Origin of the sequence: Bacillus sp. AY2-1, assembly GCF_008368965.1 — a bacterium.
Taxonomy (GTDB): Bacteria; Bacillota; Bacilli; order Bacillales; family Bacillaceae_G; genus Bacillus_A; species Bacillus_A thuringiensis_S.
On record NZ_QPEL01000129.1, the window covers coordinates 1 to 11149 of the forward strand.

Here is an 11149-nt window from a genome sequence, read left to right on the forward strand (position 1 = left end):
TTATTACACTCGTCTTTTCTAAATCACTTATAAAGGGGTAATTATCCAATGAAATTTAAAGTATTCTTTTTAACCATTACCATTCAAAAAAATAAATTTTCTGAGTCTGAAATGCTTCATGAACGACAAATTAATCAGGCTATGGATTCTGTAAAAGAAAGACAAAGTCATTACTGTAGTCATCTGTAATTCCAATTCGAAAGGAGGAATTCACATATGAAGTTTCACCTTTTCTTTTTAACGATTACGATTCAAAAAGAAACAATATCTCAAAATGAATTAAAACAAGAAAGACAATATAAACAAGTTATTAATGAAATTCGAGATCGTAGAAGCAAATACTACACTCACCTTTAATCGTTTAACTATATAGAATTGAAAGGAGTCGATTTTGATGTTGATAGCGCGCTGTAAGGAAATGATTTGGATAGTTCAGAGGGATTCCACATAGTTTTATAGAGCCTTATATCACACAAGTTCATCACTGAATTTGATGTATAAAAAATATATAATAAAATCAAATCAACCCACTTTTAATTATTTTTTATAAACAAAAGATACACCACTTAAAAAGCGGTGTATCTTTCTCAGGTTTTACTATTTCCGATTACTTCTCTTCGTCTTAAACAATCTCACTAAGTTCGAAACAACTGTTTTTGTTACTGCATAAACTGGTACTGCTAAAATCATTCCGATGATTCCAGCAAAGTTACCTACCCCTAAAATTAGGATAATAATTGTTAATGGGTGGATGTTTAATTTCGAGCTCATAATACGTGGTGAAATAATATTACTTTCAAACTGTTGTACAATTGTTACGATAATAATTACGTATAAGGCTTGCATCGGAGATACGAACAGTCCTACAATAACAGCTGGTGCTGCCCCAATAAATGGCCCTAAGTTAGGAATGATGTTTGTAAATGCTGCAATAATTCCTAAAACGAAAGCGTACGGTAAATCGATAATTAAATAACCGATAAATGTAAACGCACCTACAAATATACAAACGAGCGCTTGTCCTTGAATATATGCAGATAATGTTTCGTTCGTTTCCTTAATGATACGAAGCCCCTCTTCACGGTAAGACTCTGGTAATAAACTTACCGCTTTTCCTGGAAAGGCATGTCCATCTTTAAACATGTAAAATAAAATGAACGGTACAGTAAATACAACTAATGCAACGTTCGTGATAATACCAAATAAAGCCGTTGCACTCGACGTAATTGTATTTGGTATATCTTTTAAGTATTCAATTGCATTTTTTTCAATTGTTTCAATGGAAACGTAGTTTTGTGTAGATAACCATTCAAACAACCTATGATGTGATAATTCTTGTATGTATACTTTTCCCTCTTTTATGTAGCCTGGCATATTTTTTACTAAGTCCATTAGCTGTTGTGAAATCGTAGGAACAACTACTCCAACGCCAACCGCAGTTAATGTTATGATAAAAAGATATAATAGTAATATCGCTAAATTTCTAGGTACTTTTTTATGCTCCAAAAAGATTAATACAGGATTAAATATGAAGTATAAAAAAAGCGCGATTAAGATTGGGAAAAATAATGTTGATATGAAGATACCAATCGGTTGAAATAAAAATGATATTTTTGTGCAAATAAATATGATTCCTACAACCATTAGCACTTCTAATGTCCAAAAGTGCACTTTTGATTTCAAAAAAACGGCCTCCTTTAAACTAGCACTTCTCTTCATTGTACCAAAATAAGTATGAATTTCACATAATATTTTCCTTTACAATATTCCAAAATACCGATAAATACACTACAATGAGATTACATACAAATTTGCAGGTAAAGGTGATAAAAATGACACAATGCATCATTTGCAGAAAAGATACGAAAGAACTTAGTGAACAATATGTCATTCCAGAAATATTATGTGGATATTATTTCACAAACTCAATTTGTGATACTTGTCATGAACAAATGACAACAAATATTGATCGTCCTTTAATTAGGCATAAATTGAGTCAATTTAAGATTGAACAAATGAAAAGACAAATTGATTCCCCACTCTATACGAATGAGCACGGTGAGGAACTTGCGGCTGCTGAGACTGATGTTGTCGAAGTAAGCGACGAGATTCTTTATTCTAATGCATTAATTATGAAACTATGTAAAAAGCACGATATTTCCTTACATAATGAAATTTGGAAAGAGGAACGTGTAACGAAAGTAGCGAGTTCTATTCAACGTGAATTACTATTAGATAACCGTAAATATAAAATGAGTGTATTAAAAATGGCTTATACATTCGCTGTACAAGCAGTTGACGGCTACTTTGAAGATCAAGATGCAATTGATATTTCTACCATTCTCTCAAATGCAGATTTCGTGGAACTAAAAGAAAAAAGCATTGTACGTGATTTAAGCAAAAGTTCTTTATGGAATACGCTAAATACAAGTAGTGAAAATCATTACTTTATTTTACTTAGCGATAAAGACGGCCTGTTTTGCTTCATTCGTTTGTTTGACATCTTTGATGTTGTCGTTCATTTATCAGAAAAAAGATTTGACCTTCCATCGCCGATTGTCGGTGTAAATAATGTGAATACACAGAAATTTTATGTCCAAAGTTTAAAACAGTATATGGATGGGCTGTTTAAAGAAAAAGCACCTACTATATAATAGGAATCAGAACATACGGTCTCCTTTCTTGATGAAAAGACACTGTGTTATAATGAGTATGAAAAGAACAATACAATCACATAAACCAATTATAAATTGTATATAAATAAAAAAGACTAGTGTGCGGCTACACACTAGTCCACGTAACTTAGCAGATTGGATTGTTCATTTATCCTATTTGTTTCTTACAAACAAAACAACCCACATTCTATAAGCATAGGTGGGTTGTTATTTTTTGAGCTTGTCTATTAAAACGACGACGAACGTTAACAATGCAACGAGAAACAGTCCACCTTGCAGTAGCAACGCTATTTCACTCACGTATTATCACCCCCCTCCTACTCGGAGAAGTGATAATTGAACAACCAACCGCACCTTAAGTTACCCTTTAATTTTACCATATTTTCTAATAATTTACGATGAAAACCCGCAAGCGAATAACTTGCGGGTTTTTTATCCCGTATTAACAGGCAGTAAACAAAATGAAGCAATAAATAGGTGAAACTTTATTTCTCACTATTTTTTTAATGCATATGCATCAGCAATCATTTCACCAACCATTTTATTTTCTTCTTTCTTCTCGTCTTTCAATAATGGGAATAACAATTCTGCGACCTCATACGCTTCTTCTAAATGCGGATATCCTGATAAAACAAACGTATCAATTCCTAACGATTCATATTCTTTTATCCTTTCTGCTACTGTATGTGGATTGCCTACAAGTGCAGTACCTGCCCCACCTCTTACAAGTCCGATTCCAGCCCATAAATTAGGGCTTATCTCTAACGACTCTCTCGTACCTTTATTTAAATGTGTCATCCGCTTTTGACCAACCGAATCATATCTTGCAAATGTCTTTTGAGCAAGCTCAATTGTTTCATTATCCACATATTGAATTAAACGTTCTGCCTCTTCCCACGCTTCTTCTTCTGTTTCTCTTACAATTACGTGTAATCTAATGCCAAATCGTACTGTACGCCCCTTCTCTTCTGCAAGTTTTCTTACTTCTTCTATTTTCTCTTTCACTTGCTCTGGTGGCTCTCCCCACGTTAAATATACATCACTATGTTCAGCTGCTACTTCTTTTCCAGCAGCTGATGATCCTCCGAAATATATAGGAGGATATGGTGTTTGAACTGGCGGGAATACAACTTTACTATCTGTAACTTGAATATGTTTTCCTTCTAAAGAGATCGTTTCACCTTGCAATGTCGATTTCCAAACTTTTAAAAATTCATCCGCTGCTTCATATCTTTCATCATGCTCAAGATATAATCCATCTCCTTGTAGTTCAACTGGATCTCCTCCAGCTACTACGTTAATAAGTAGTCTCCCATCTGAAATTCTATCAAATGTAGATGCCATCCTAGCTGCAACTGTAGGTGACATTAGTCCTGGTCTCACTGCTACTAAAAATTTTAGTTTTTCTGTTTCAGCAGCAAGAGCTGAAGCTAACACCCAAGGGTCTTCACATCCTTGACCAGTTGGAAGTAAAACACCCGTATATCCTAAATAATCAGCTGCCGCAGCAACTTGCTTATAATAACCATATTCAGCTGCTCTTCCTCGTTTTGTCGTTCCTAAATATCGACCATCTCCATAAGCTGGAATAAACCATAATAATTCCATACCTTTACACACCCCTTATTTATTTTGAAACGTATACTAACACATCCTATATAAATTACCCCTAATAATTTATATGTTAATTCCCACTCTCACCTTTAAAATTATCTCGCCATCTTAAAAACTTCACTTCTAGTAAACGTACTAGAGAGTCAGAAAACTTCCCAACAAATGCAAAGATAATTATGCCGACAAATACGATATCTGTATTTGAAAATTGCCTTGCATCCATAATCATATAACCAATACCTTCTGTAGATCCCATAAGTTCTGCTACTACTAAACTCACCCATGCAACACCTAACGATAACCTTGCTCCTAGTAAAAGGTTAGGCAATGCAGATGGTAAAATTAGTTTCGTAATTAGTTTTCTTTTGCTAAACTCTAACACTCTCGCAACATCAAATAACTTTGAATCCACACCTCTAATACCTAAAAATGCGTTTACGTATAAAGGAAAAAATGCACCATCTGCAATTAATAGCACTTTCGATGTTTCACCAAAACCGAACCATAATACGAAAAGCGGCGCAACAGCTAAATGAGGTACAGTTCTTAACATTTGCACAGATGGATCTAAATATTGCTCACTTCTCGTTGAAAATCCAACAATCGTTCCTAAAATGATTCCTAAGCCCCCACCAATAAAGAAACCAGCCGCAGCCCTGAATACACTAATACTTAAATGGCCGAATAACTCTCCTGTTTTAATAAGCTCTTGGAAAGCTAGAAAAATATCTAATGGTGTTGGTAAAACTGTTTTAGAAACAAGACCGAATACGCCAGCCAACTGCCAAATTATTAATATAATAACCGGTATAGTAATCGCCCTTACTAAAACTTTTACATTTAACTTTCGCACCTTCTTTATGCCATTTTTCTTAATCGTTATACTCGCTGGTTTCATAACAGCTTTCGTGTTTTCCACTTTACAAAACCTCTTTTCACTTCGCTTTCAATCCTTTTTCTACGAAAGAATTATCTACAACTTTTTCCGTCTTAATTTCTTTCTTTATAGAACCGAGCTTATATTGAAAATCCGCTGTCTTTTGTTGTTCTCCTATTATTTCCTTCGTTACCGGAACTAAAATTGGTTTGTCGTGATTAAACACTTCTTTTACAATCTCTGCATCTATCTTTTTTACAGAAGTGTATACTTTTATTGCTTCATCTAAGTTAGCATCTTGCCATACACGTGCTTTCTCATAAACTTTGAGGAATTTCTCAACTAATTCTGGATGTTCTTTCGCAAATTTTGTCCTCGTAATTAAAAATTCTGGTGAAGAGACATTTAATGTTTCACCGTCTGCAATCACCTTCGCACCTTTATTTAACGTATGTAATGATATGAAAGGGTCCCAAATCGCCCATGCATCTACTGATCCTGATTCGAATACAGGCTGCGCTTCATCTGGTTGTAATTGAATGACATTTACATCTTTTGCATCAATACCTTCTTTATCAAGTGCTCGATACAATAAATTAAAGGCACTACTTCCTTTTGCTACTGCAATTTTTTTACCTTTTAAATCCTTTACACTCACAATCTTGCTATCTTTTTGAACGAGAATTCCAGTTCCTTTTCTCGCATAACTTGTATTGGCGATTTCGGTAAATCCAATACCTGCTGCTTGCGCTGAAATGACTGGAGAATTCCCTACTTCACCAAAGTCTAACCGGTTTGATGCGATTGCTTCAAAATAAGGAGGTCCACTTTGGAACTCTGTCCATTTCACTTTAACTCCTTCTTTTTTAAACTCCTCTTCAAACCATCCCTTTTTCTTTGCTAGTAATAGCGGGCTTAATCCTTGCTGTATACCAATTTGTATTGTTACATCTTCTTTCTTACTACTTGCTGTACTTTTTTCGCATCCTAATAAACATACTGATATAGCTAAAGCAAAAGAAAGAACTTTAAATTTTTTATACATATAAAATCACCCTTTTCCTATATACTTGTTTGAATCAATCCTCCATATTCAAACTGCTGTAATACTTTCGTTCGAAGTTGTTGGAACGATTGAGAAGTTTTATTTCGCGGATAAGGCAAATTATTTTCAATCACTTTATGTATTTTCCCTGGTTTTGCACTCATAATGATGATTCGGTTTGAAAGATAAATCGCTTCGTCTATATCATGTGTAACGAATATCATTGTTGTTTTTTTCTGCTCCCAAATATTTAGCAATACTTCTTGCAAATGACTTCGAGTAAAAGCATCCAGCGCTCCAAAAGGTTCATCAAGTAATAATACATTCGGATCTCTTAATAACGCTCTCGCTATCGCAACACGTTGTGACATCCCACCTGAAATTTCTTTCGGATACGATTTTTCAAAGCCATCTAAACGAACGATTTCAACCCATTCTCTCACCTTATCTTTCACATACTTATCTTTTAACGACAAATCTGCCGCTATATTTTCTTCAACTGTTAACCATGGAAAAAGCCTATGTTCTTGAAAAATAAAACCTTGTTTCTTACTCGGTTTTAAGATAGACTCCCCGTCAATAACAACTTCCCCTTCAAAATCATTATCTAGACCTGCAACAATTTTTAGTAATGTACTTTTTCCACACCCACTCGGACCAATTACTGTAACAAAATCCCCTTTCTCTAATTGAAAATTAATATTCTCTAATACTTGAACAGTACCAGTTTGTTTCAAAAAATATTTTGATACCCCATCAATTGAAACAGTCATTTCTTCCCCTCCTTAAAATGATTCATATAAATGAACAGATTCAGTATTTGTGCAATAAAAAAACCAAAGGCATTTTATCAACAGATAAAATGCCTTTGGTTTCTCCAATCAGCAATACGTTATGGAATTAAGTACATATTATACAAATATTTCCGATAAGTCAACTGGGTTTTAGCGAACATTATTTATTTTTAAAGATATCAGCAGTCCCTTTTATTATTTTTGGAAGGAACGTTTTAATTGTATCCATTAATATATAAAGAGCTTCCTTCACATAACCACCTTCGAAATTTCCTAATGGTTCTGGTAATTCATCCTCATCTAATATGAAGTATTCTCCATTTGGAAGTACCATAATATCGATGATTAAATCTTCGAAGGAAACCACTTCGTCTTTTATTTGTGTATTTTTTACGATATTAAAATAGGAACCTAAATACTTCCCTTTTATATCTCTCCATACGTATAAATTGTACGGACGATCTTTCCAGTAATATGCGATTGTATAACTCCCTTTTGGGATTGTTAACTTAGTATCATTTGCAGTCATTATAAATGAATACTGCACCTCGTGAAACAAAACGATACTTTGTGATTGTTTTTCAAGTAATAAGCAATTGTGATCTACTATTGTTGAGTTATACCGGATTTTTCTTTCTATAATTTCAATTTTCGATGTAAGTAACTTATTCATTATTTTGTTTCCCCTTATGCTAGTTCTATCCTCAATTATATTCATTTATGTAGTGATAAAGAAGTATATAGTTTTTTATATAATGATTTATACAAGAAAAACTCCTTCTTATTTAGAAAGAGTTTTTCACTTCTAACGGAAGTTTATTTGTTTTTATGTAACTAACAGCACTATTACTCATGTTTTAACTTTTCCTTAACCGCATCATAAAATTTTCGTTCTTCATCAACATTTAAGTGAACACGACTTACTGTTTTAGAAAAGCCATATAACTACTGTGCTTTCACTGGCTCTTTTAATGTTATTTCAAAAGTAGCAGGTTCTTTTATGAACTCCATAACAGTTGCATCCAATATCTGTTTCCCTTCTTTTGCCGATAGCAATTCACCCTTGTAGAACACAATATTATCAATTTGTGTAAATGGTATAACAATTTTCTTTCCTAATCCAATTTGAATGATTACTTGTTCTTCTGTTACGACAAGTGGATTTTTACGCATTGCTTGTATTTCAGCTAAAAAATAAAACATTGCATATACATTTAAAATAAGTAACACCCATGCTACAACCGGATTCCATTGATGAAACAAATAATGAAAACCGATACTTTCTATTAAGGTCGCATGGATGATCATGATATATACACCTATTGCACCAGTCTTTTTGTGATATGAGTATACGGATTCACCTTCTGGTACTTTTTCACGCCACGATAAAAATGCATAATAGATTAACTTACACTCCGTTACAATGATATCTATTAATTTATTTCTTTTCATAGTAGCTTCAAATGCTGCATCAATCGCATAAGAAAAGGAATAATTTTCTCTTCTATGTTTTTTATATTTTTTTATTATTTTAGGAAGCACTCTAACAATTTTATAGAGAAGGAATAATTCTAGACCTACAAATGCAATTTCAGCCGCAACAATAATATAAGAGATGAATGAAAAAGCTTGTAAATAGTAACTTGGAATAATAAATCTTGCAAAAATATATCCAGCTATTACAACAGGAAATATATACGTTAACGAGTATCTTTTTCGAATAATGAAGAAATACGTGATGGTTGGAATGACAAACATGCAATCTAATAATGACCCAAGCACAACTTCTTTCGGCGCAGCTGGTACTATTGGAAGGGCATACAATAAGTAGTTTGATAGTATTATTAAAGAGACGAGTCCAATCCAAATACCTTTTCGCCTTCGCGATAGTGTAACATTCATACGTTCACTCCTTTATTTAAAAACCTTATTTAAATGGTCTTTATAAAATGAAATGGCACGCTCAAATTCTTTTACTTCCTCTACTTTCACGACAGTTTCAAGTAATAATTTCATAGCTGATTCGTGATCGTTTACATTATATTTTGCTAATGATAAAAATACTTTCATTGGATCGTTCTCTGGGAATTTTTTCACCCCAGCTTCTAATACTGTAATTGCCTTTTCATATTCCCCTATACAACGATATGTACTTCCTAAACCAATATAAGCACCGCAAAGTGATTCGCCATCAAGTCCATTTGCGATTGCTTGCTCATAATACGGAATTGCTTCTGTTTCTAGCCCCATTACATCATGTATCCACGCACACTGATACAGTACTTCTGCATCCTTTGTAAAGTTTGTTAATCCTATAAGCATCTCTTTAGACTGCGCATATTTCTTTTCGTTTCTAAGTTTAATAGCTTGCTTTAATAAATGTTCCATAGAATCCACTCCTCACCAATTATTCTGTGTATAGCTCTTGATTGGTATACGCTTCACATTCGTGTAAAAGTAAAATTCCCACCAATTAAAGTTTCGCTTACTTATTACTATGCGGATTCATTCTTATCTAAAAACTTAATTTTAAAAAGCAGTAACACGATTACATAATATCTCTAAGCTTTTGACAATTTCTTTCGCTGTTTCATCTTTCCCATTACACAACTTCCCTTTACCATCCTGTCCAATTACATAATGTACAGCTCCGCGCGAATATAAAGAATGTGGTGAATTCGCAATCATTACATTCGCCCTTGCTTCTTTCATTCTATTTTTCGCTCTTTCAAATAGTTCTTCTTCATTTAAATCACTTTCAAGTTTAAAACCAACAAGTACTGTTTCTGGATCCCATTCTTTTATTTGTTTTAATACTTTTGGAGCCTTTTGAAAGTGAATAATCGGTGCTATATCACTTGAAATTTTTCCGTTCATATTAAGAACATTACCATCTTGATCACAAATCTTCTCCACAATCCAATCTGATCCAGCCGCGGCCATAATGACCGCATCAACCTTTTCATGTGTGATGATACTTTTCATTTTATCTTGCAAATCAACAATTCCTTCAAATGGATGTAATTCTAACCCTCTATGTACATCGCTCGGTTTCTCCGCAAAATAACCGTGTAAATATATAACATGTGCCCCTTTAGCTAGAAGTTCTTCTGCCATTATCCTTCCGATTGTACCTTTAGCCATATTCGTATGCCCGCGTACTTGATCCCATTTTTCTAGACAACCACCGCTCGTAATTAATACCTTTTTCCCCTTCATTGTAACCATCCCTTACTAATTTTTCTTACGAAACCATTCGGTTCCAAAGTCAACTATATCACGCTGTTTCATTAGACGACACGTTGCATTCCCTATCTTCCCGTTTTTTACAGTTCCTTTTCGCTCAAACTCCACACCAATTTCAACAAACTTCTCAGATTCGTAATTCATTTCAACAAACTCTTTCCACACTCTCTCACCGTTTTCTATAATAGGTGCTCCTACTTGTATTAACTCACATGCACCAGTACGCACCTCGGATAAATGAACAGACGTATTGGAATCATATCCAACACCAATTAATAATACGTACCCGTCTAAATCATATATTTTTCTTAATGGAGATTCTTCTCCAAAGCTCATTGATAACGAATGGTTCATTGTTATTTCTACTGCATGTTTTCCCCATGCAGCAAAACTTCCTAACGGATGATTACTACGTACTACATTCGGATATGTACGAAAACATTCAACTATTTCACCCATTCCCCTTGTTGGGGTTATACGTGAATCAAATGCCGGGACGTTATCTCGGATAATTTGCCACCAGTCTTCCGGTACAGGTGGTCTTGACCAATGTTTCGGATCGGATAAATCCGAAGATTGCGTTGGCATTATTATCGTTCCTTCTTCCGTAACAACTTTCATTAATGCTTCTACTACGGCAACCGCACCACCAGATATCCACCCGATAGAACTTAGTGATGAATGAACGATAATTGTCATTCCTTTTTCGATTCCTAATGCTTTTAAATCTTTTGTTATTGTTTCGATTGTATTTGGAAATTTTGTACTTGCTACTATATCATTCATTTTCATATTGGTTCCCCCACTAGCCATGTAAATTTAAACTTTTATATAAATATATTATCATATTTTTCTTAATTTTTAACTTAATCATATTCATTACTACAAAAATATGTAT

General features: G+C 33.9%; 13 protein-coding genes and 1 pseudogene. 3 read left to right on the forward strand and 11 right to left on the reverse strand.

Annotated elements, in window-relative coordinates; genetic code table 11:
• The first annotated feature begins 48 nt into the window (after positions 1-48).
• Both DN403_RS24335 and DN403_RS24340 read left to right on the forward strand, forming a co-directional pair.
• The gene (locus tag DN403_RS24335; protein WP_000669805.1) at positions 49-189 is read left to right on the forward strand and encodes a YrzI family small protein; all 141 of its coding nucleotides are present in this window, start codon (positions 49-51) and stop codon (positions 187-189) included.
• Between the two features lie 27 nt (positions 190-216).
• Positions 217-357 carry a YrzI family small protein gene (locus DN403_RS24340; protein ID WP_000668498.1) on the forward strand — a complete coding sequence of 47 codons (141 nt, stop codon included), beginning with the start codon at positions 217-219 and terminating at the stop codon, positions 355-357.
• Positions 358-597: 240 nt separating this feature from the next.
• On the opposite strand, the gene DN403_RS24345 is transcribed toward DN403_RS24340, so the two are convergent.
• Positions 598-1683 carry an AI-2E family transporter gene (locus DN403_RS24345; protein WP_147801624.1) on the reverse strand — a complete coding sequence of 362 codons (1086 nt, stop codon included), beginning with the start codon at positions 1681-1683 and terminating at the stop codon, positions 598-600.
• A 149-nt stretch (positions 1684-1832) separates the two neighbouring features.
• Between DN403_RS24345 and DN403_RS24350 the strand changes: the two genes are divergently transcribed.
• Complete coding sequence (locus tag DN403_RS24350; RefSeq protein ID WP_000189714.1) at positions 1833-2654, forward strand: HNH endonuclease; 822 nt, start codon at positions 1833-1835, stop codon at positions 2652-2654.
• 228 nt (positions 2655-2882) lie between these two features.
• Here the strand turns inward: DN403_RS24350 and DN403_RS31920 are convergent, their stop codons facing one another.
• The 10 genes and pseudogenes from DN403_RS31920 to DN403_RS24395 all read right to left on the reverse strand — a co-directional run bounded on the left by DN403_RS31920 (position 2883) and on the right by DN403_RS24395 (position 11037).
• Positions 2883-2975: a putative holin-like toxin gene (locus DN403_RS31920; RefSeq protein WP_001289320.1), complete on the reverse strand. Its 93-nt coding sequence runs from the start codon at positions 2973-2975 to the stop codon at positions 2883-2885.
• A gap of 195 nt (positions 2976-3170) precedes the next feature.
• Positions 3171-4283 (reverse strand): FMNH2-dependent alkanesulfonate monooxygenase, encoded by a 1113-nt coding sequence (gene ssuD / locus DN403_RS24355; protein ID WP_149185834.1) that lies wholly within the window; start codon positions 4281-4283, stop codon positions 3171-3173.
• 76 nt (positions 4284-4359) lie between these two features.
• On the reverse strand, positions 4360-5208 hold the full coding sequence (locus DN403_RS24360; protein ID WP_086398335.1) for an ABC transporter permease: 849 nt from the start codon (positions 5206-5208) through the stop codon (positions 4360-4362).
• A 16-nt stretch (positions 5209-5224) separates the two neighbouring features.
• On the reverse strand, positions 5225-6211 hold the full coding sequence (locus tag DN403_RS24365) for an aliphatic sulfonate ABC transporter substrate-binding protein (protein ID WP_149185835.1): 987 nt from the start codon (positions 6209-6211) through the stop codon (positions 5225-5227).
• A 17-nt stretch (positions 6212-6228) separates the two neighbouring features.
• Positions 6229-6984 (reverse strand): ABC transporter ATP-binding protein, encoded by a 756-nt coding sequence (locus DN403_RS24370; protein ID WP_000218583.1) that lies wholly within the window; start codon positions 6982-6984, stop codon positions 6229-6231.
• 181 nt (positions 6985-7165) lie between these two features.
• Positions 7166-7678: a ribonuclease FAU-1 family protein gene (locus DN403_RS24375; RefSeq protein WP_149185836.1), complete on the reverse strand. Its 513-nt coding sequence runs from the start codon at positions 7676-7678 to the stop codon at positions 7166-7168.
• 173 nt (positions 7679-7851) lie between these two features.
• Positions 7852-8907: pseudogene (locus tag DN403_RS24380) on the reverse strand (hypothetical protein).
• Between the two features lie 12 nt (positions 8908-8919).
• Positions 8920-9393, reverse strand: coding sequence for a tetratricopeptide repeat protein (locus tag DN403_RS24385; RefSeq protein WP_149185837.1), 474 nt, complete (start codon positions 9391-9393; stop codon positions 8920-8922).
• A 141-nt stretch (positions 9394-9534) separates the two neighbouring features.
• The gene (locus DN403_RS24390; protein WP_017763297.1) at positions 9535-10224 is read right to left on the reverse strand and encodes a phosphopantothenoylcysteine decarboxylase domain-containing protein; all 690 of its coding nucleotides are present in this window, start codon (positions 10222-10224) and stop codon (positions 9535-9537) included.
• 15 nt (positions 10225-10239) lie between these two features.
• Positions 10240-11037, reverse strand: a complete 798-nt coding sequence (locus DN403_RS24395) for an AAC(3) family N-acetyltransferase (protein WP_127057673.1) — start codon at positions 11035-11037, stop codon at positions 10240-10242.
• Between the last annotated feature and the right edge of the window lie 112 nt (positions 11038-11149).

Bases quoted from the DNA above. Each gene is read 5' to 3' on its own strand.
- DN403_RS24335 (WP_000669805.1), top strand. From the start codon at position 49: ATGAAATTTAAAGTATTCTTTTTAACCATTACCATTCAAAAAAATAAA.
- DN403_RS24340 (WP_000668498.1), top strand. From the start codon at position 217: ATGAAGTTTCACCTTTTCTTTTTAACGATTACGATTCAAAAAGAAACA.
- DN403_RS24350 (WP_000189714.1), top strand. From the start codon at position 1,833: ATGACACAATGCATCATTTGCAGAAAAGATACGAAAGAACTTAGTGAA.
- ssuD (WP_149185834.1), bottom strand. From the start codon at position 4,283: ATGGAATTATTATGGTTTATTCCAGCTTATGGAGATGGTCGATATTTA.
- DN403_RS24365 (WP_149185835.1), bottom strand. From the start codon at position 6,211: ATGTATAAAAAATTTAAAGTTCTTTCTTTTGCTTTAGCTATATCAGTA.
- DN403_RS24370 (WP_000218583.1), bottom strand. From the start codon at position 6,984: ATGACTGTTTCAATTGATGGGGTATCAAAATATTTTTTGAAACAAACT.
- DN403_RS24375 (WP_149185836.1), bottom strand. From the start codon at position 7,678: ATGAATAAGTTACTTACATCGAAAATTGAAATTATAGAAAGAAAAATC.
- DN403_RS24385 (WP_149185837.1), bottom strand. From the start codon at position 9,393: ATGGAACATTTATTAAAGCAAGCTATTAAACTTAGAAACGAAAAGAAA.
- DN403_RS24390 (WP_017763297.1), bottom strand. From the start codon at position 10,224: ATGAAGGGGAAAAAGGTATTAATTACGAGCGGTGGTTGTCTAGAAAAA.
- DN403_RS24395 (WP_127057673.1), bottom strand. From the start codon at position 11,037: ATGAATGATATAGTAGCAAGTACAAAATTTCCAAATACAATCGAAACA.